Source organism: Halorubrum sp. ASP1 (assembly GCF_005435135.1).
Lineage (GTDB): Archaea > Halobacteriota > Halobacteria > Halobacteriales > Haloferacaceae > Halorubrum > Halorubrum tropicale.
Genome location: NZ_SGUA01000001.1, coordinates 373,840 through 392,012, shown reverse-complemented (window position 1 = coordinate 392,012; position 18,173 = coordinate 373,840). Strand labels below are relative to the sequence as shown.

Sequence of the window (18,173 nt, the reverse complement as noted above, 5' to 3'; positions counted from 1 at the left end):
GGCGGCGACCCGGTCGCTTCGACGAGGGGCGCACGGTCGGTCGGCTGGGTCCCGCGATCGCCACCGCTATCGGGCCCTCGCCCCCTGCGAGTCGGCATGGACGACTCGACCCTCCGGCGCCGCCTGAACGCCGTCCTCCTCCTGTTGGCGGCGAACGCGCTGCTGCTGTTCGGGATCGGACTCCGGAACAACACCCGGTGGACGATCGGCGTGGCCGTGCTCGCGGCGATCGTCGGCCTCGGGCGCCGCGCGGACGACGACGCCGGCGACGGCTCGTAACCTCTCGACGGGGTTCGCCGGCCTACAGGTACTCGGTCGCCGCGCTCGCCGCCTTCCGACCGCTTTCGAGCGCGCCCTGGATCGACGACCACTCTGTGTAGTCGCCGGCGAGCGTCACCGGCCCCTCGGGGTCGTCGACGCCGGGGAGGTCGGCGTGGACGCCCGGCGGCTGCGCGAACTGCGCGAACCGGATCCGGTGGACGTCGAGCGTCTCTACCCCCTCGAACTCGCGGTCCGGGAACCACGCCTCCAGCGCGTCGCGGACGTCCGCGCGGAGGGCCCGGTCGTCGCGCTCCAAGGACTCCTCGCCGAGGAACGTCGCGGCGACCAGCGCGCGGTCGCCCGGGGCGTACTCGGGCGCGACCTCCGACATCGGGACCACGGCGTTCGGCGACTCGCCCGCGGCGTTGAGCAGGATCCGTTTCCCCGTCTCGAACGACTCGCCCGCGGGGAGCGCGTACCAGCCGGTCGTGTTCGGCACACCTTCGGTCGGGACCGACTCGACGTCGGTGAGCCGCCGCGCCTCGGGCGGCGAGGTCGCGACGACGACCGCGTCCGCCTCGCGGGTCGATCCGTCCGCGAGCTCGACGGTGGCGCCCTCGGCGTCGGCCGCACCGCTCCGGAACGGGATCCGGCCCTGTCCGGCGGTCCGGACCGCCTCCACGTCCTCGCCGGTCCGGATCTCGACGCCCGCCTCGCGGGCGCGGTCGGCGAGCGCGGCGGGGAGCGCGGCCATCCCCTCTGCGGGGACGCCGATCGACCCGCGGCCCATCGCGCGGAACGTGTACTCGAAGACGTGCTTCGAGGTCGACAGCGTGCGGTCGAGGGTGATCCCGCCGTAGAACGGCTCGACGAAGTTCTCGACGTAGTCGTCGGCGAACCCCCAGTCGCGGAGGTACTCGCGGATCGGCGCGTCCGGGCCGGCGAAGAACTCGGCCTCGTCGCGGTTCGCGAGGTCGTACCGGAGCGCGAGCGTCCGGAGCTTGTCGGAGAACGAGACCTCGTCGTTCAACAGGGAGGGGACCGCGGACCGCGGGTCGCGGAGCGGGTCGCCGAGGACCGAGCGCGAGCCAGGCCGACAGATCGTCGCGCCGGGCGCGAAGGTGCGTAAGTCGAGGGCGTCGAGCCCGTCCGCGCCGAGTTCGCGGTCGACGCCGGGATAGCTGGAGAAGAGCACCTGAAAGCCGCGGTCGAGCGTGAACCCGTCGACCGTCTCGGTTCGGACTCGGCCGCCGACCCCGGGCCGTCGCTCGTACAGCGTCACGTCCGCGCCCGCCTCGGCGAGCCGCCTCGCCGCGACCAGCCCCGCCAGTCCGCCGCCGACGACCGTGGCGTCTCCGTTCATGCTTCGAATATCGGGTCGCGGGTTTATAAGCGGCGGCGGGATCGGATCGCGGACGTCGCGGTGACCACGCTTGTTGTCGGGGGCGCGCGAGTCCCACGCGTGGACCGCGTCGCGGTCGGTCGGTGGCTGTCCCTCGCCCTCGTCCCGCTCGGCGTCTGGCTGTCGGTCGGCGGTCCGGGCGCGAGCGGCGCGCTCGGCGCGCCGGTCGCCCTGTTCGGGCTGGTCGGGTTCGGGCTGTCGGGCTGGCTGTTCGACCCGGACGCCGCTCCGTCGAGGAGTGCCATCGACGGGCGGGCCGCGGACCTCTTCCAGGTCGGCGCCGCGCTCCTGGCGTTTGCGTTTCTCACCGTCGTCTTGGGACGATTCGAATCTCCCTCGGCCGTTATCGCTTCGCTCCGGTCTCCGGGGCCGCTCGCGCTCGTCGCCATCGTCGCCGGGACATTTCTCGGCGGCGGGCTGGCGGCTCTGACGCACCGGTGGGGCCGGCTTCGAGCCGTGAGTCAGACGGGTCGGTTCCGAGCGATCGGCGGTGCCGCCACGTTCGGGACCTACCTCGCGCTCCTCGTCGCGGCGCCCTCGGCTGCGTTCCTGTACGCCGCGGTGTACGCGCTCAGTCGGTTGATCGCGCTCTTCCGACTGCCGCCCTCCTCGCAGTGGTGACATTCTGGAGCCGGTGAGCGGTCCGGATTCGACCGTGTCGCGGCGTCGGACTCAGGAGATCATAACCCGACGGCCGACGCGAGCGCCCACGAAGCCCCAGCCGGGAGGCGGGCGCACGCTCGCTGCGCGCTTCAGTCGCTCACTTCGTTCGCTCCTTCCAGTGCTTGCGTCGCCTGCGCCCGCCTCCCGGCTGCCCCTTCGAGTCCCACCCCGCACGGCACCGCACCTCACGCCTCCCCAGCCTCGCGGCTCGGTCGGGGCTCCCTGCGGTCGCCCCTCACTCACCGCGTCCCTCGCGCGTGCGACTCGTGCCCTACGGCCGCTCGTCGGCACGCACCACCGCGTTGTCGTGGTGTCAGTCTGCCGGCAGCCCGTCTCGGAGTGCGAAGCGATTAGTCGCCGCCGCCGCAAGGTTCGCTATGGCTGACTTCGAGACCACGCCGGCGTTTCGCGGGCTGGAGAGTCGGGCGTCGGGACGCGTCCACGAGACCGCCGACGCGGCCGCGATCGACGACGACGAGCGGGCGCGCGGCCTCGACCCTGTCTACGACTACGACGCGGTCGACCCGGACGACCTGTTCGACCCCGCGGCGCGGGGCGGCAGCGGCGACGCCCGGGCCGCGCCCGCGACCGCGAGGGGCCACTGGCGCTTCGACGCGCTGCTCCCGTTCCCGGCCGCGGACGCGCTCACCGCGGGCGAGGGCGCCACGCCGCTCGTGGCGACCGACCGGCTCGCCGGCGAGCTCGACGTCGACGCGGTGTACGTCAAAGACGAGGGGCGAAACCCGACGGGGACCGTCCTCGACCGCGGGCTCTCGCTCGCGATGACGGCGGTCGCGAGGCGGGCGGCCGACGGCGCCGACGTGGAGCCGCTCGTCTGCGCGAGTCCCGGCAACGCCGGGCAGTCGATGGCGGCGTACGCGGGCCGGGCGGACCTGCGCTCGTACGCGTTCGTCCCCTCGCGCTGCGCGTTCTCGAACAAGTCGATGACGAACGTCCACGGCGGCGAGATGCGCGTGGTCGGCGGGCGCTTCCCGGACGCCGCCGAGGCGGTCGACGAGCAGCTGGAGACCGAGTACACCGACCTCGGCGAGTTCGTCACCCCCTACCGCCACGAGGGCGCCAAGACGGTCGCGTTCGAGCTCGTCGCCGACCTCGGCGACGCCCCCGACGTCGTCGTCGTCCCGACCGGCTCCGGCGAGGTCGTCACCGGCGTGTACAAGGGGTTCGACGAGCTCGACCGGATCGGCGCGATCGACGGGACGCCGAAGGTCGTCGCGGCGCAGGCGGCGGGCTGCGCCCCGATCGCGGCCGCCGTCGAGCGGGGCCTCGACGAGCCCGAGCCGTGGGGGACGCCCGACACCATCTGCGGTGAACTGGAGATCGCGGACCCCGCCGGCGGCGCCGCGGCCGTCGCGGCGGTCACCGAGAGCGGCGGGACCGCGGTCGGCGTCGACGACGACGACATCCTCGCGAGCGCGGTCGCCGTGGCGCAGAACGAGGTCGTCGAGATGGGCGCCACGGGCGGCGCGGCCCCCGCCGGCGCGTGGGCGCTCGCCGAGGAGGGCTTCTTCGACGGCGACGAGACCGTCGTGCTGCTCAACAGCGACGCCGGGCTGAAGACGCCCGACGTGCTCCGCAGCCACCTGATGGGACAGGGGATCTAGACGGACCCGTCGGTCAGCGCTCGGTGCGGCTCGCGCGCTCCTCGCCCGTCACTCGCCCCGCGCGAGCAGGCCGGTCGCGAGCAGCGCGAGCGCGGCCACGACGGCGCCGAACCCGGGCGACTCCGCGCCCGTGTCGCCGGCGCTCTCCCCGTCGCCGCCGTCGGTCCCGTCCGAATCTCCGGTCGTCGAACCGTCCAACGCGTCGCCGTCCCCGGAGCCGTCGCCCGAGGAATCGCCGCCGTCGGAGCCGTCCCCGTCAGACGAGCCGCCCTCGGCGCCGTCCGTCGACTCGCTGCCGTCGCTCCGTAGCTCGACCACGGCGTTCGACAGCGTCGTCGTCGACTCGATCACGCTGCGCGGCGCCGGCTGGTTGAGGTGGTTCACGTTCATCACCACGTAGCTGTCCTCGGCGCCCGCGGTCGTGCTGGCGTACGGCTCCTGGTCGAGGATCGCGGCCTCGGAGTCGGTGACGATGATCAGCTCGGGGTCCGTCTCTAGGATTACCTCGTCGGAGAGTTGCGGGTACGCCTCGTACTCCGCGGCGGCGTTGTCGGTCCCGCCCGCGGTCATGATCGCGTCGATGAAGGTGTTGTTCGCCGCCACGTAGCCGCCGCCGAGGGGGTAGAGGGCGGTCGGCCGGTCGACGCCGCTGGTCCGCTCCTCGGCCGCCTCCACCGCGTCGTACATCTCCGCGTTGGTCTCGCTCGCGGCCTCGCACGCGCCCACGAGTCGACCGATCGTCTCCGTCTTCTCGGCGATGTCGCCGATGCTCGTCGCCGCCGGGAAGTGGTAGACGGTCAGCCCCTGCTCGCGGAGCGGCTCCACGTCGGCCGCCGAGGAGTTCGGCGCCAACACGAGGTCGGGCTCGGTGTCGACGACGCGCTCGACGCTCGCGCCGAACGAGGCGGAAACGTTCGCCCGCTCCTCGGCGCCGTCGAGGTAGAAGGCGAACTGGCTCACGCCGACGACGCGGTCCTGCGCGCCGATCTCCCACAGCGTCTGCGCCGCAGACGGGGAGATCGTCGTGATCCGGTCGGGGCGCTCCTCTAAGGTTATCGTCTCGCCGGTGGCGTCGGTCGCGTTGTACGGGAAGCCGCAGGCGCCGTCGGTCTGCGCGGCCCCCGCGCCCGTCGCCGCCGCGCCGACCGCCGGCTGCGCGCCCGCGGTGGGCCCGTCGGTCGATATCGTCGACTGTGCGCCCGCCGCCGTCCCGGCGACGCCGCCGATCAGGGCGGTCGTCACCAGCACGGCTATCGCGATCGCGAAGCTGTCTCGCATCGCGTCCATGACCGGACTCGTCCAATAAGTATTTACCTACTACAAGTTGTGTTGGAGTACGCATGCGACCATGGGTTCGGTCGGCGTACTGGTCGGCGGCGGTAGCCGCGCTCCTCGCGGTCGCCGTCGTGGTCAGCGCCGCGATCGGTCCCGTCTCCGTCCCGCCCGAGACCGTCGTGAAGTCGGTGCTGAACGCGCTCGCGGTGCCCGCGGGGATCGAGACGAGCGCCAGCGGCGTCGGTCCGCTGCCGGTCCCCGGCGTCGGACCGCTGACGCTCCCGGGCGTCGACCTCGCGTTCGCGTCCCCGTTCGCGTTCCCCGTCGACTCGGTCCACCAGCAGATCGTCGTGGGCGTGCGGCTGCCGCGGATCCTGCTGGCCGCGCTCGTCGGGTTCGCGCTCGCGGCCGCCGGCACGGTGATGCAGGGCTTCTTCCGCAACCCGATGGCCGACCCCTCGATAATCGGCGTCTCCTCGGGCGCGGCGGTCGGCGCGGTCGCGTACATCGTCTTCCCCGCCGCGCTCTCGGCGACGGTCGCCGTCCCCCTCTTCGGGCCGGTCGAGGTCGCGCTCTCGCGCGGCGCCGGGACGAGCCTCTTCGCGTTCGTCGGCGCGCTCGCCGCCGCCTTCGGCGTGTACGCCATCGCGACCCGGGGCGGCCGGACGCCCGTCGCCACCCTCCTCCTGGCCGGCGTCGCGGTCCAGACGTTCCTCGGCGCGGTCGTCTCGTACCTCCAGCTCCAGGCCGGCGAGTCGCTCCGCCAGATCGTCGCGTGGCTGATGGGCCACCTCTCCGGCGCGGCGTGGAGCGAGGTCGCCGTCACCGCCGTCGTCGTGCCGCCGCTGTTCGCCGTGCTGCTCGCGTACGCCCGCGACCTCAACGTCCTCCTGCTCGGCGAGGAGGAGGCCCGAGGGCTCGGCATCGCCGTCGAGCGGACCAAGCGCGTGCTGCTCGCCGCCTCGGCGCTGGTCACGGCCGCGGGCGTCGCGTTCGCCGGCGTGATCGGGTTCGTCGGCCTCATCGTCCCGCACATGCTCCGGCTCGTCGTCGGCCCCGACCACCGGGTGCTGCTCCCGACCGCGGCGCTTTCCGGCGGCACCTTCCTCGTCGCGGCCGACACGCTCGCGCGCTCCGCCCCCGCCGAGTACCCGGTCGGGATCATCACCGCCGCGGTCGGCGCGCCCTTCTTCGTCTACCTGCTCGTGACCCGTGAGGTGACGGAGCTGTGAGCGCGGACCGCCACGCGGACGCCGAGGCGGCGGACGGCGAGGAATCCGTCGCCGAGACGGCCGAGGCCCGACCCGCCGCCGCGCGCGACGGGTCGGCGTCGCTCGCGGGACCGGGGTCGCTCCCGGACACCGCTCGGTCGTTCGGCGACGACCCGCTGCTGTCGGTCGCGGACGTTGCCGTCTCGTTCGGCGACCTCGACGTCGTCTCCGGGGTCGACCTCCGCGTCGAGCCGGGGTCGCTCGTCGGCCTCGTCGGCCCCAACGGCGCCGGCAAGACGACGGTGTTGCGCGCGGTGACCGGGGCCGTCGAGCCGGACGCCGGGACCGTCGAGATCGGCGGCGACCCGGCGGCGTCGCTGTCGGCCAAGGCGGTCGGGCGCCGGGTCGCGAGCGTCCCGCAGGCGACGAACCTCGCGTTCGACTTCCGCGTGCGCCACGTCGTCGAGATGGGGCGGACCCCGCACCTCGGGCGCTTCGACGCGCACGGCGTCGCGGACGACGAGGCGGTCGACGCCGCGATGGCCGCGGCCGACGTCGAGCGGTTCGCGGACCGCTCGATCACCGAGGTCTCCGGCGGCGAGCGCCAGCGCGTCCTGCTCGCCCGGGCCCTGGCGCAGGCGGCCCCGCTCCTCCTCCTGGACGAGCCGACCGCCAGCCTCGACGTGAACCACGCGGTCGAGACGCTGGAACTGGTCCGCGCGTTCGTCGACGACGGCGACCGGGGGGCGATCGCCGCGATCCACGACCTCGACGCCGCGGCCCGGTACTGCGACGAGGTCGTCGTCCTCGCGAACGGCGGCGTCCGGGCCGCCGGCCCGCCTGAGGACGTGCTCTCGGCGTCGACCGTCGGCGCCGCCTTCGACGCCGAGGCGTTCGTCGGCCGCGACCCGGCGACCGGCGCGCCCGCGGTGACGGCGTTCCCCCACAGCGACGTCGAGCCCCGGCGCGTCCACGTGATCGGCACGGGGCGCCCGGCGGCGCGCGCCGTCGCCCGGCTGGCGGCCGCGGGCCACGAAGCCTCCGTCGGTGTCGTTCCGGCGGGGGACGCCGCCGCCGGCGCCGCCGCGGACGCGGGCGCGACCGCCGTGACGGCGCCGCCGTTCGAGGCCCCGTCCGCGGCGGCGGTCGCGGCGGCGCGGAGTCTCGCGGCCGACGCGGACGCGACGCTCGTCGTCGGGTCGGAGGGCCTGGGTGCCCCCGACGCGCCGCGCGGCCCGAACGCCGAGGTGGCCGCGGCCGCCGACCGGGTCGTCTCGGTCGCCGCCGACGCGAGCGGCGCGGAACTGCTCGACGCGGTCGCGGCCGCGACCGCGGACGGGGAGTGAGCCGTCCGCGAAGCGTCACCGTTTATTCGCTCGCCCGCGTCTCGCCGACGATGAGCGTCCCCTGCGTGGCCGTCGACCGCGAGCGCGGCGAGACCGTCCGGAGCCGGCTCGCCGACGCCGACGCCCTCGACGGCGACCACCAGATCGCCGTCGACGGCGACACGATCTACATCCCCGTCGCGGACCGCGATCGGGTCCCGGCCGACCTCGCGGCCCACGTCGTGGAGCGCGACGCGGCGGCCCGGGACCGGCCCACGACGCCCGCGGAGATCCTCGGCTACGAGCCCTCGATCGAGCGGCTGGGCGACATCGTCATCGTCGACGAGGACGACGACGACCGCGCCCGCGAGATCGCGGACGCGGTCATGGCCGCCGACCTCCCCTGCGACACGGTCCTCAACCGCGCGTCGCCGATCGAGGGCGAACTGCGGGTCCGTCAGTGGGACGTGCTGGCCGGGAACGGCACCGAGACGGTCCACCGCGAGTACGGCCACGAGTTCGCGCTCGACGTCGCGGAAGTGTACTTCTCGCCGCGGCTCGCGACCGAGCGGCACCGCGTGGTCGAGCAGGTGGAGTCCGGCGAGTCGGCGGTCGACATGTTCGCCGGCGTGGGACCGTACGCCGTCCCCATGGCCGCCCGCGGCGCCGACGTGGTCGCGTGCGACCTCAACGAGCGCGCCGTCGAGTACCTCCGGGAGAACGCCGAGCGCAACGGCGTCGCCGACCGGGTGACGGCCGTCGCGGGCGACGTCCGCGAGATCGCCGAGTCGTGCGCCGACACCGCCGACCGGCTCGTGATGAACCTCCCGCACTCCGCGGACGAGTTCCTCGACACCGCCGTCGCGCTCGCGGGCGACGACTGCGTGATCCACTACTACGACATCCAACACGAGGACGAGCCGTTCGGCCCGGGCCGGCGCGCGATCGAGGCGGCCGCCGGCGACGCCTACGCCGTCGACGTCGAGACCGAACGGGTCGTCCGGTCGTACGCGCCACACGAACAGAACGTCTGTCTCGACGTCCGGCTGACCCGCGTCGACGGCTGACCGCGCCGGTCGGTCCCGCCCCGGTACCGACGGCACAGACACGTCAGGCCGCTCACTTATGAGTGACACTCACTACCGTGAACGTGTATGAGCGACGCCGAAGACCCCGCGGAGCGCATCGACGAGACGACCACCTGGCCGGACTTAGCGATCGGGCTGTACGACCGGCTCACGGGCCGAAACGCCGAAATACACTATCAGTTCGAGGATATGACCGTCGAGGTGCCGAGCGGGACCGGCGACGACGCCGAGCACGCCGAGTGGCGCGTCGACGGCGGCGTCCGGGTCACCACGCGTGAGCGGGAGTGAGTCCGGGCGGCGCCTCTCGGTCGAGACCGAGGACCTGACGCTCTCGGTCGACGGGGTCGACGCCGCGGTCCGCGCGACCGGCCGCCGGCTGTTCGTCGAGGTCGACAGCGTCGGCGACGCCCTCCGCGTCGCCCGGCGGCTCCCGGCGGAGTCCGTCTCGACCCTCGCGACCGCGGAGCTGGTCCGGGGCGGTCTCACCGCCGAGGTCAGGGTCCGCGGTCGGACGGTCGCGGTCGCGGGCGCCGACGCGCGGCCGGGGCCGCTCTCGCACCGCCTCGGCGTCGCGCCCGCGGAACTGCGGCTCGCTGGCGTCGTCGGCGCCGGGTACGCCGGGCTCTCCGCGGAGGTCCGTCGCGCGCGGCGGCTGTTCGCGTAACGCGAATCAACACCCGCGCGAGCGCGTCGGGCGGTCCCGTCGCTCGCGAGGGAGCGTCGAGACAGCGAGAACGCCGCGTCGCCCTGAGGGGGGTCGGGGCGACGCGGCCGGGGCCCGTCACATGACAAGCGGTCGCGGCGGCGGTCGGCGGACCAGAGGCGATTCTGCGCTTGGCGCGTCGGAGACGCGTTTCACACGGTAGCCGCGACGGGACGCTGCTGGGGATGACGGCCGCGTCGAGTCGCCGTGGGGCCGGCGACCGACGTGACTATCGCCGCCCGGTACGGGCTTCGACCGGGCACGCACCGCCGAGGGATTCGATCCCCGCCGTCTCGGCACGCGGGCGGTGTCATCACGTCTGAATTCAAAACCGAACACGCATTTAGTCTTTTTCCTTATACACTTGTGAACTATTTCGCTTGCTTGTGAGTATCGAGATAGAATACGACCCAACACGAGACGATTGTCAGATTGCTACCGAGACAATTCGCCGATTCGGTCGCGGGAGTCGGCGCGTCGGATCGCCGCCCCGTCCCCGTTTCGGAACCCTTATTTTTCCGTCCGGGAATTGTCGAATGCGCGCCGGAGTAGCTCAGCTGGCAGAGCGATTCCTTCGTAAGGAATAGGTCGAGGGTTCAAATCCCTCCTCCGGCTCTTCTGACGGAACGGAGTGGAGTCGAAGAGCCGCGGGTGAGATTTGAGCTAGGGAGTGAAGCGAAGCGGAACGACCGTGGTTCACAGTCCCTCCTCCGACTCTTGTGACGGTGCGACGCCGAACCGGTGAGCGACGGGACTCCCGACCGCTGACGTGAGCGCGGTTCTCGGAGCCGATCAAGCCGTTCCGATCGTTCGGTCACCGGCTCCCGGAAAACTATTTATATTCTAAAAATAATATTAGGTGTGTGGTTATTTATCACGGAGGCTTATCGGCGTATATGCGACCAGAATACGACTGCAACGGCGAAGAAATGTACGAGTGTTTCAAATGCGGCCGGCGGACCGGCTCGCCCGGCGAGTGCGAGTGCGGGGGCGAACTGCTTCACATCGGTCGCTCGCGGGACCTGTGAGCGTGGCCGAACCGGGCCGTCTCCGGGCAGTCGACGGCGCGGTCAGTCGCCGGTAGGGTCGCCCTCGGTGCCCGCGTCCTCTCCCTCGCCGCCGTTCCCGCCGTCCTCGTCGGCTCCGCCCGCGTCCCCCTCCGGATCGTAGTCCGGCAGCGAGAGGACGTTCTCGCGGCCCAGACGGAAGCCGTCGAGGTCGCCCTCGTCGCGCAGCCCCGTCACCACCTGGCTCGTCTTCGCGGCGGTCCAGTCCAACCGCTCGGCCACCTGCTTCTGTTTCATCCGGCCTCCCTCCGACTCGATCAGCCGGAGCACCTGCTCCTCGTTGCTCAACAGGTCGCCGTCGACGGGCCGCGGCTCGTCCGAGTCCGGCTCCGACGCGTCGCCGTCGTCGTCGCCGGCCGTCGGCTCCGCCGTCGAGTCGCTCGCGGCCGCCGCGCTCTTCGGGGCGCCCGAGCCGTCCGCCGGCGCGTCGCCGGTCGCCTCGGTCTCGGCGTCTCCGCCCCCCGCGGGCGCCGCGGGCTCGGCGTCTCGACGACGGTAGGCGACGGCGGCGCCGGCGACGACGAGCGCCCCGAAGAGCGCGGCGACACCGGCGGTCGGGACCCCCGAGAGCGGCCCCGCGGGCGCGACGGAGATCCGCGGCTGGCCGGCGGAGAAGTCGACCGGCCCGTTCCAGACCACGGACCGCTCCCGCACCTCGCTCGGCTCGGGCGTCGTCTCGCCGAGGCGGTACCCCTCCGGCCACGAGACGATGAGCGACGAGGAGTCGTCGAGGAACAGCCCGTCGACGGCGTCGCCGACGCGGAGCCGGTCGCCGTCGACGGCCGCGAAGTTCGTCCACTCGAACCGGTAGGTCAACACGCCGTACGCCTGCGGGAGCTCGCGCCGCTCGGCGGTCACGGTCGCGTTCGACACGGTCATGTTGCGGCCCGTCGCCGTCTCGGCGGTCTCCGCGGTCGAGGCCATCCGGTCGCGGAACCGGGTCGTGTACGCTTCCGTGTCGTTCTCCACGTCCACGCGGAGCTGTTCGAACGCCCGCTCCTCCTCGTCGGTGCCGAGCCGGATCCGGTACTCGACGGTCCACCGCGCGTCCCCGTCCGGCTGGACGGCGACCTCCATCGACACGTCGTCCGGTTCGACGTCCATCTGAGCGAACCCGCCCTCGAACGGGACCGCGCCGGCGCCGCCCGCGCTGAGCGCGAGGCCGACGGCTCCGAGGAGGGCGATGACTGCGAGGAGGATCGGCGCTCGCTGCACGCCGTGAGCGACAGACCGTGTGAATAAATTCCTTCTCATCCCCGACCGGCGACGTTCCCAGAACCGAGCGCTCTCACCCGTCGCGCTGCGCCCCGCTCACGCATCGCGGCCCGGGTGGGCGTCGACGACGCCTCGCGGGGACGTCACCGACGGTTCGTCGCCGTCCTGCTCGGATTCGTCGTCGCTCGACTCGTCTCCTTCGGATCCGCGGTCGTCGGACCCGCCCGCCCCAGGTCCGCCGCCGGACCCGTTTCCGTCGGACTCGTCCGGGGGGCCGCCGGGGGCTGCCCCCGGCTCGTCGTCGGCCTCGTCCCCGTCTCTGGGGTCGGACCCGTTCGGGGCGCCGTCCTCGCCGTTCCCGTCCGGCGGTCCTCGGCGTTCGCTTCCGTCGTCCGCGTCCGACTCGCCGTCCTCGCGGTCCTCCTCGTTCGGGGGTCCGGCTTCGTCGTCCTCGCCGGGCCCCCTGTCGTCCGGCGGGCCCCCGGCTTCGGGCCCGCGGTCCTCCGGCGGCCCGCGTCCGGTCCCGTTTCCGGGCGGCCCGCGTCCGGACGCGACCGGTCCGCCAACGCCGTCGCCGGCCACGCCGCGGGCGATGGCGGCGACCTCGGGGCCGCTGAGCGCGCTCGCGCGCTCGCGCAGCGCCGTCAGTCGATCGCCGTCCACGCCCGCCTCGCTGCGGACGGCGGCCGGGAGCTCGGCGGCCGCGCTCGCGCTCCGGTTCAGCCCGCGAGAGAGCGTCTCGATCCGCGCGGTCGTCGTCGCCATCCGCGCGGCGTACTCCCCCTGACTCAACTCGCCGGCCGCGCGGCGCTCGCGCAGCGCCTCCTGCCGCTGCTCCAGCTCCGCGAGGCGCGCTTCGGTCCGGTTCAGTCGCTCCGCCACGACGGCGGCGCGGCTCTCGTTGCTCGCCGCCTCGCGGAGCCCGACCGCGAAGGCGCGCGACTCAACCTCGCCTTCGATCTCGGCGCCCTGGACGCCGACGACGCCGGCGAGCTGCTCGCCGGGACTCAGGTCGAGCGTCGCGTTCTCGGCGCCCGAGTCCGCACCGCTCCCGTTCGGCGCGTCGGTCTGTGCGGTCACCGCTCCCGCCGGCGCGGCGGCGGCGGCCCCCGCGATCACCGCGGCGGCGACGGCCGCGACGACGAGGCCGGCAATCCATCGGTTCATCACCAGCGGGTACGCACTCCGTCCGTATATACCCGGAACTCCGTTAAGTCGGATCAACGCGGATTAATCGCCCGACGTGAGGGAGGCAGTGCGGTCCAGGGGAACAGTCGCGTCGCCGAGGGAGCGATCCCGCAGGGGGCGCGCGGTCCGGACCGATCGCCGTCACCGCGCGAACCCGGTAGCGCAGGCGGCGTCGGCACCGCCGCGGCTCAGTACGTCTTCGCGAAGTAGGCGGTCCGCTCGGCGTCGGCGTCGCACATCGCGCACGTCTCGTCGTGCCCCTCGTCGGCGAGGGGGTCGTCGTCCTCGAACGGCACCATCACGATCTCGGCGGCCATCGGCTCCTTGATCGGCTCCTCACAGGCCTCGTCGCCGCACCACGGGGCCTTCACGTAGCCGCCGTGCTGGCCGAGCGTGCCGAGGATGTCGGCGCGGTCGTCGGCCTCGCGCACGCCGTCGTCGAGGGTCTCCTCGGCGGTCGCGTACAGCTTGGCGTATACCTCGTCAAACTGGTCGCGGACGGTCTCGGCGACCCCGTCGCGGTCGACCTCGACGCTCTCGCCGTCGGGCCGGTGGACCAGGGTGAGCTCCTCGTCGTCGACCTCGTGGGGGCCGATCTCGATCCGGAGCGGGATCCCGTTGAGCTCGTGTTCGTTGAACTTGAACCCGGGGTTGCGCTCGTCGCGGTCGTCGAGTTCGACCCGGATCCCCGCGTCGTCGAGGTCGTCGGCCACGCCCTCCGCGTACGCCAGCACGTCGTCTTTCGTGTCCTCCTGCCAGATGGGGACGACGACGACCTGGGTGGGGGCGACGGTGTGGGGCAGGACGAGCCCCTGCTCGTCGGAGTGGGTCATGATCAGCGCGCCCAGCGCGCGCCACGAGAGCCCCCACGAGGTGGTGTGGGCGGTGCGCTCCTCCTCGTCCTCGTCCGAGTAGGTGATGTCGAACGCCTCCGCGAACGACTGCCCGAGGTGGTGGGAGGTGCCCGCCTGGACCGACTTCCCGTCGGGCATCAGCGCCTCGACGGTCGTCGTCGTGTCGGCGCCGGGGAACTTGTCGTGGTCCGGCTTCTGTCCCTTCAGGACCGGCAGCGCGAGCAGGTCCTCGTAGACGGACTCGTACTGGTCGAGCCGCGTCATCGTCTCGTCCCACGCGTCCTCGCGGGTCGCGTGCGCGGTGTGACCTTCCTGCCAGAGGAACTCCTTCGTGCGGAAGAACGGCTTCGTCTCTGTCGCCTCCCACCGCACGACCGAGCACCACTGGTTCACGCGCAGCGGGAGGTCGCGGTGGCTCCGGACCCACTGGCTGATGTACGGCGTGATGATCGACTCGGAGGTGGGGCGGACCGCCAGCCGCTCTTCGAGCTCTTTGTTCCCCGCCTCGTCGACCCACGCCACCTCGGGGTCGAACCCCTCGACGATGTCCTTCTCGCGTTCGAGGTACGACTCGGGGATGAACAGCGGGAAGTAGGCGTTCTGAACGCCCGTCTCCTTGAACTTCGCGTCGAGGAAGCCCTGGAGGCGCTCCCAGACGGCGTACGCTCGCGGGCGGGTGACGATGAACCCGCTCATCCCCTCGGGGCCGTAGTCCGCGAGCCCCGCCTTCCGTACGACCTCGGCGTACCACTCGCCGGTGTTGTGCGTCTTGGACTCGGTGATTCCGAGCTCCTGGTCGTCGTCGCTCATTACTCTCGAAAGCGGGTGTCTCGGGCTTAAAAGGTCCGAACCCGACCGCCGTCGCCCGCCCTCGCGGCGCGTCGGTACGGAGGCCTTTCGTCCCGGCGCGTCGCCAAATTCGGGTAAACTCGGGACGAGAGTCGTCGGGGTACATGGTCGCTTCGCCCCTCCCACGGGTACGATGTTCCCGACGAAGCGGACCGTCCTGCTCGCGGCGCTGATCGTCGTGCTGTCGGCGTTCGCGGCGACGCTCGTCAGTCAGATCTCGGCGGTCTGAGCCGCGCTCGCGCCCGCTCCGGCCCGCTCCAGTCCGCCGTTCCGTCCGGTACGGTCGGAATCCGCGGAAACGTTATCCGCCTCGCGTGGCCTATCACTCCCATGGACCTGTCGGGGCTGCGCCGACACACGCCGCAGTCGCTCGCCGGCCGGCGGGAGGCGGCGGTGCTGGCGCCGGTGATCGCGCGGGACGGCGACGCCAACCTCCTCTTTACCAAGCGCGCCGCGCACCTCGGCGAACACCCCGGGCAGATGAGCTTCCCCGGGGGCGGCCGCGAGCCGATCGACCGGACGCTGACCGACACCGCGCTGCGCGAGGCCGACGAGGAGGTCGGCATGCGACCGACGGAGGTCGACGTCGTCGGGCGCCTCGACGACACCCGCACGTCGAGCAAGTACGCGGTCCGCCCGTTCGTCGGCGTCGCCCCCGATCGCCAGTACGTCCCGGACGAGTCGGAGGTCGCCGAGGTGGCGGTCCTCCCGGTCGACGCGCTCACCGACCCGGCGAACTACGAGTCGGAGCGCCGCGTCGGCCACCCGGAGTACGGCGACCACCGCGTCCACTTCTTCCACGTCGACGGCTACACCGTCTGGGGCGTGACGGGCCGGATGGTCGTCCAACTGCTCGAACGGACGACCGACTGGCGCGCGCCCGCGGAGCCGGACCGGGTCGTCGGGGCGGACGCAGAGCTGCCGATATGAGGTCCGACGGACCCGTATGGGCAGTTTTACCAGGTTAGCGCGAAATCTACTGCTATGTCCGACCTCGCCGAACGCCTCCGCGCGGTCGACGGCGCGGAGGCCCGGGTGATAGCTCACCTCGGGTCCCTCGATTTCACCGTCGAATACGTCAGGGACGACCTCGCGTCCCGGTACACCGATCAGGACTTGGAGTCCGCGTACCGGCTGATAATGGCGAACCAGGTCACCGGCGACGACTTCAAGGAACTGATCGACGAGTCGTTCGAGGCCCAGACGCTGTTCTTCGAGAAGGTCGTCGTGTTCGTGTTCCCCTCGGCCCGCTACGAGGCCGTCTTCGCCTCGTTCGACCGGACCGAGCCGTTCCCCGTCCTCGACATCATCGACGCCGCCGATCAGTCCTGACCCCCCGCGGCCCCCGACTCGTATCGGCCGCTTACTCCGTCGGCTCGACCGCCAGCCGCAGCGCCGCGGGCGCGCCGTCGGCGAGCGCGGCGACCAGGTCGCGGTCGAGGTCGGCCGCGGCGCCGTCCCCGTGGACGAGGACCGTCCGCTCGTCGTCGGTGTAATCGCTCGTGCGTCCGACCATGGAGCGCTCGTCGAGCAGGGCGAGCCCGGGGTCGCCGCGACCGACGATCCGGTCGACGTGGGCGGGGTCGGCGAGGTCGACCGCCTCGGCGCCCGGCTCCCCGACCGCGACGGCGGCCGTGATCGTCGCGTCCGCGTCCCGGCAAGCCTCGCGGAACTCGGCCGAGAAGTCCCGCGGGGCCCGGTCCGCCTCGACGCCGACGATACAGTCGCCCGCCGGCGTGAGCCAGTCGTCGGTCGTGAACTCGAACGTGCTCGCGTGCTCGGCGGTGACGTGCTCGTGGCCGACCGCGCGCACGACCTCGACGTACGGGTCGTCGGCGGCCGCGTCGGCGTCGCGCGCGACGGGCTCGCTCCGGGCGTCTGCGTCGCTCATGTCCGTCGGTCGGCGGCGGCGCGACAAGTGCGCGTCGCTTCGGCGGCGGGGATCGACCCGCGGGCGGCGGCGGGGGGCCGTCGGGTCACACGTCGGCGCCCTCGGCGAGCGCCGGGACGAGGCGGGCGGGGTTCTTCGCCAGCACGCGCCGCATCAGGTCCTCGGAGACGTCGAGCGTGAGCACTTCCATCACGCCGACGTTCGGGTGGACGTCCGGCGCGCCGGAGCCGAAGAGGACGCGGTCGGGGTGTTCTAAGACGCCGCGCTCGAGCACCTCGCGGTACCGCACGGCGCTCGTGTCGACGTACAGCCGGTCGTACTCGTCGAGCAGGTCAAGGGTCTCGCTCATCAGGTCGGCGTCGAGCGGGTACCCGCCGAAGCTCCCCAAAACGACGGGGAGGTCGTAGCCGAGCAGCTCCGTCTCGACCGCTTCCGGCGGGAACTGCCGGCCCGCGTGGACGAACAGGGGGAGGTCGGCGTCCTCGAGGCGGGTCAGCACGTCCTCGTTGGGGAGGCCGTCGACGTGGGGCGCCAGCGTGAAGCCGTGAAAGCGGTCGTCGTAGGAGTACTGCTCGACGTCGTCGGGGCGGGTGTGGTGGTCGTCGCGCTCGGCGCGCAGGTTCCGGACGGCCGACACCGGCCCGGTCCCGGGGTCGCGGGGGCCGTTGAGGCGGGCGAACGCGACGAACGGGCGGTCGATAGAGAGGCGGGCGACGGCGTTGTTCGCGCGGAGGTAGCTCCGCCCGGCGGCGCGTTGCCCGGGGCTCGCGACCGCGCGGACGATCCCGGCCTGGAGCATCTCGCGTTCCAGCCGCTCCGGCGAGATGTCCCGCCCGTGGGTGGCGACCGACGACTCGTCGGGGTCGAGGGTCGCGCGGGTGTCGACGATCCGGAAGTCGTGTTCGAGCCCGAGCATGGCCGCTCTCTATCGGTTCGTCTCGGGCGACCCGCATGTGCCTGTCGGTCGCACGGCGGACGCCCCCTCGCGTTCCCGGACGCGACGGCGACCCACACCGGACGAACGCTGAAGTGGCCGTCCGCCGTCGCGGATCGACATGGAACTCGTGGCGGCGGGCGAGGACGACCTCGACGCCCTCGTCGAGCGGTGGTACGACCTCGCGACGGCGATGGAGGCGCACTCGGAGCTGAACGAAATCGCCTACGAGGACGCGGAAGCGGTCCCGGACGACGGCTTCCGCGCGCACCTCGACGACCCCTCCGTGACCGACTACCTCGTGGTCGTCGACGGCGAGACGGTCGGGTTCGTCACCCTCGAAGCGGGCGAGCGACCATCCCGGGAGCGGGGGCGGTACCTCGACGTGGTGAACCTCGAAATCGACCCGGGCCGCCGGAACGAGGGACACGGCAGCGCGGTCCTCGAGCGGGTGGAGGCGATGGCCCGCGAGGACGACCGCGACTACCTCACCGTCTCCTGCGAGTGGGGCAACGACGGCGCGCGGCGGTTCTACCGCGACGCGGGCTTCGAGCCGAAACAGGTGACGTACGCGCGCCCGCTGGAGTGATCGCCGGACGACGCCCGCGGCCGGCGGGCGTCG

The 18,173-nt window shown here is 72.8% G+C and carries 19 protein-coding genes and 1 tRNA gene; 13 read left to right on the top strand and 7 right to left on the bottom strand.

Annotated elements, in window-relative coordinates:
- Nucleotides 1-96 precede the first annotated feature (96 nt).
- Complete coding sequence (locus EXE48_RS01970; RefSeq protein WP_137704045.1) at nucleotides 97-279, top strand: hypothetical protein; 183 nt, start codon at nucleotides 97-99, stop codon at nucleotides 277-279.
- 22 nt (nucleotides 280-301) lie between these two features.
- Here the strand turns inward: EXE48_RS01970 and EXE48_RS01965 are convergent, their stop codons facing one another.
- A complete protein-coding gene (locus EXE48_RS01965; protein ID WP_137710648.1) occupies nucleotides 302-1,624 on the bottom strand; it encodes an NAD(P)/FAD-dependent oxidoreductase in 1,323 nt (440 codons plus the stop codon).
- 99 nt (nucleotides 1,625-1,723) lie between these two features.
- Here EXE48_RS01965 and EXE48_RS01960 point away from each other — a divergent pair, with 99 nt between their 5' ends.
- Nucleotides 1,724-2,284 (top strand): DUF8100 family protein, encoded by a 561-nt coding sequence (locus EXE48_RS01960; protein WP_053772334.1) that lies wholly within the window; start codon nucleotides 1,724-1,726, stop codon nucleotides 2,282-2,284.
- A 419-nt stretch (nucleotides 2,285-2,703) separates the two neighbouring features.
- A complete protein-coding gene (locus EXE48_RS01955) occupies nucleotides 2,704-3,951 on the top strand; it encodes a pyridoxal-phosphate dependent enzyme (RefSeq protein ID WP_053772335.1) in 1,248 nt (415 codons plus the stop codon).
- Between the two features lie 48 nt (nucleotides 3,952-3,999).
- Here the strand turns inward: EXE48_RS01955 and EXE48_RS01950 are convergent, their stop codons facing one another.
- On the bottom strand, nucleotides 4,000-5,229 hold the full coding sequence (locus EXE48_RS01950; RefSeq protein ID WP_137710647.1) for a PGF-CTERM-anchored ABC transporter substrate-binding protein: 1,230 nt from the start codon (nucleotides 5,227-5,229) through the stop codon (nucleotides 4,000-4,002).
- 62 nt (nucleotides 5,230-5,291) lie between these two features.
- On the opposite strand from EXE48_RS01950, the gene btuC reads away from it, so the two are divergent.
- The 7 genes from btuC to EXE48_RS01915 all read left to right on the top strand — a co-directional run bounded on the left by btuC (nucleotide 5,292) and on the right by EXE48_RS01915 (nucleotide 10,581).
- A complete protein-coding gene (btuC, locus tag EXE48_RS01945; RefSeq protein WP_137704042.1) occupies nucleotides 5,292-6,458 on the top strand; it encodes a vitamin B12 ABC transporter permease BtuC in 1,167 nt (388 codons plus the stop codon).
- Nucleotides 6,459-6,613: 155 nt separating this feature from the next.
- Entirely contained in the window at nucleotides 6,614-7,783 is a 1,170-nt protein-coding gene (locus tag EXE48_RS01940) for an ATP-binding cassette domain-containing protein (RefSeq protein WP_369333731.1), read from the top strand.
- 50 nt (nucleotides 7,784-7,833) lie between these two features.
- Nucleotides 7,834-8,829 carry a class I SAM-dependent methyltransferase gene (locus EXE48_RS01935; protein WP_137704040.1) on the top strand — a complete coding sequence of 332 codons (996 nt, stop codon included), beginning with the start codon at nucleotides 7,834-7,836 and terminating at the stop codon, nucleotides 8,827-8,829.
- Between the two features lie 87 nt (nucleotides 8,830-8,916).
- Nucleotides 8,917-9,138 (top strand): hypothetical protein, encoded by a 222-nt coding sequence (locus EXE48_RS01930; RefSeq protein WP_053772339.1) that lies wholly within the window; start codon nucleotides 8,917-8,919, stop codon nucleotides 9,136-9,138.
- Complete coding sequence (locus EXE48_RS01925) at nucleotides 9,125-9,514, top strand: peptide ABC transporter ATP-binding protein (RefSeq protein WP_137704039.1); 390 nt, start codon at nucleotides 9,125-9,127, stop codon at nucleotides 9,512-9,514. The genes EXE48_RS01930 and EXE48_RS01925 overlap by 14 nt, the downstream gene beginning before the upstream one ends.
- A 581-nt stretch (nucleotides 9,515-10,095) precedes the next feature.
- A tRNA-Thr gene (locus EXE48_RS01920) sits at nucleotides 10,096-10,168 on the top strand.
- Nucleotides 10,169-10,449: 281 nt separating this feature from the next.
- Entirely contained in the window at nucleotides 10,450-10,581 is a 132-nt protein-coding gene (locus tag EXE48_RS01915) for a rubrerythrin-like domain-containing protein (RefSeq protein ID WP_137704038.1), read from the top strand.
- 42 nt (nucleotides 10,582-10,623) lie between these two features.
- Here EXE48_RS01915 and EXE48_RS01910 read toward each other — a convergent pair whose 3' ends face one another.
- The 3 genes from EXE48_RS01910 to proS all read right to left on the bottom strand — a co-directional run bounded on the left by EXE48_RS01910 (nucleotide 10,624) and on the right by proS (nucleotide 14,687).
- Nucleotides 10,624-11,835 (bottom strand): helix-turn-helix transcriptional regulator, encoded by a 1,212-nt coding sequence (locus tag EXE48_RS01910; protein WP_137710646.1) that lies wholly within the window; start codon nucleotides 11,833-11,835, stop codon nucleotides 10,624-10,626.
- A 96-nt stretch (nucleotides 11,836-11,931) separates the two neighbouring features.
- Nucleotides 11,932-13,002, bottom strand: a complete 1,071-nt coding sequence (locus tag EXE48_RS01905) for a hypothetical protein (RefSeq protein WP_137704036.1) — start codon at nucleotides 13,000-13,002, stop codon at nucleotides 11,932-11,934.
- A gap of 209 nt (nucleotides 13,003-13,211) precedes the next feature.
- Nucleotides 13,212-14,687, bottom strand: coding sequence for a proline--tRNA ligase (proS, locus tag EXE48_RS01900; protein WP_121599102.1), 1,476 nt, complete (start codon nucleotides 14,685-14,687; stop codon nucleotides 13,212-13,214).
- A 369-nt stretch (nucleotides 14,688-15,056) separates the two neighbouring features.
- On the opposite strand from proS, the gene EXE48_RS01895 reads away from it, so the two are divergent.
- Nucleotides 15,057-15,656: an NUDIX hydrolase gene (locus tag EXE48_RS01895; RefSeq protein ID WP_053772344.1), complete on the top strand. Its 600-nt coding sequence runs from the start codon at nucleotides 15,057-15,059 to the stop codon at nucleotides 15,654-15,656.
- A gap of 54 nt (nucleotides 15,657-15,710) precedes the next feature.
- Nucleotides 15,711-16,058 carry a DUF7522 family protein gene (locus EXE48_RS01890; protein ID WP_053772345.1) on the top strand — a complete coding sequence of 116 codons (348 nt, stop codon included), beginning with the start codon at nucleotides 15,711-15,713 and terminating at the stop codon, nucleotides 16,056-16,058.
- A gap of 31 nt (nucleotides 16,059-16,089) precedes the next feature.
- Here EXE48_RS01890 and EXE48_RS01885 read toward each other — a convergent pair whose 3' ends face one another.
- Both EXE48_RS01885 and EXE48_RS01880 read right to left on the bottom strand, forming a co-directional pair.
- Entirely contained in the window at nucleotides 16,090-16,617 is a 528-nt protein-coding gene (locus tag EXE48_RS01885; protein ID WP_137704035.1) for a DUF371 domain-containing protein, read from the bottom strand.
- Between the two features lie 85 nt (nucleotides 16,618-16,702).
- Nucleotides 16,703-17,533 carry an amidohydrolase family protein gene (locus tag EXE48_RS01880; RefSeq protein WP_137704034.1) on the bottom strand — a complete coding sequence of 277 codons (831 nt, stop codon included), beginning with the start codon at nucleotides 17,531-17,533 and terminating at the stop codon, nucleotides 16,703-16,705.
- Nucleotides 17,534-17,672: 139 nt separating this feature from the next.
- Here EXE48_RS01880 and EXE48_RS01875 point away from each other — a divergent pair, with 139 nt between their 5' ends.
- Nucleotides 17,673-18,140: a GNAT family N-acetyltransferase gene (locus EXE48_RS01875; protein WP_053772348.1), complete on the top strand. Its 468-nt coding sequence runs from the start codon at nucleotides 17,673-17,675 to the stop codon at nucleotides 18,138-18,140.
- Nucleotides 18,141-18,173 lie beyond the last annotated feature (33 nt).

Coding starts and splice junctions, on each gene's coding strand:
- EXE48_RS01950 (WP_137710647.1), bottom strand. CDS start 5,229: ATGCGAGACAGCTTCGCGATCGCGATAGCCGTGCTGGTGACGACCGCC.
- EXE48_RS01880 (WP_137704034.1), bottom strand. CDS start 17,533: ATGCTCGGGCTCGAACACGACTTCCGGATCGTCGACACCCGCGCGACC.
- EXE48_RS01895 (WP_053772344.1), top strand. CDS start 15,057: ATGGACCTGTCGGGGCTGCGCCGACACACGCCGCAGTCGCTCGCCGGC.
- EXE48_RS01955 (WP_053772335.1), top strand. CDS start 2,704: ATGGCTGACTTCGAGACCACGCCGGCGTTTCGCGGGCTGGAGAGTCGG.
- EXE48_RS01935 (WP_137704040.1), top strand. CDS start 7,834: ATGAGCGTCCCCTGCGTGGCCGTCGACCGCGAGCGCGGCGAGACCGTC.
- proS (WP_121599102.1), bottom strand. CDS start 14,687: ATGAGCGACGACGACCAGGAGCTCGGAATCACCGAGTCCAAGACGCAC.
- EXE48_RS01885 (WP_137704035.1), bottom strand. CDS start 16,617: ATGAGCGACGCAGACGCCCGGAGCGAGCCCGTCGCGCGCGACGCCGAC.
- btuC (WP_137704042.1), top strand. CDS start 5,292: ATGCGACCATGGGTTCGGTCGGCGTACTGGTCGGCGGCGGTAGCCGCG.
- EXE48_RS01875 (WP_053772348.1), top strand. CDS start 17,673: ATGGAACTCGTGGCGGCGGGCGAGGACGACCTCGACGCCCTCGTCGAG.
- EXE48_RS01890 (WP_053772345.1), top strand. CDS start 15,711: ATGTCCGACCTCGCCGAACGCCTCCGCGCGGTCGACGGCGCGGAGGCC.
- EXE48_RS01905 (WP_137704036.1), bottom strand. CDS start 13,002: ATGAACCGATGGATTGCCGGCCTCGTCGTCGCGGCCGTCGCCGCCGCG.
- EXE48_RS01915 (WP_137704038.1), top strand. CDS start 10,450: ATGCGACCAGAATACGACTGCAACGGCGAAGAAATGTACGAGTGTTTC.
- EXE48_RS01930 (WP_053772339.1), top strand. CDS start 8,917: ATGAGCGACGCCGAAGACCCCGCGGAGCGCATCGACGAGACGACCACC.
- EXE48_RS01965 (WP_137710648.1), bottom strand. CDS start 1,624: ATGAACGGAGACGCCACGGTCGTCGGCGGCGGACTGGCGGGGCTGGTC.
- EXE48_RS01970 (WP_137704045.1), top strand. CDS start 97: ATGGACGACTCGACCCTCCGGCGCCGCCTGAACGCCGTCCTCCTCCTG.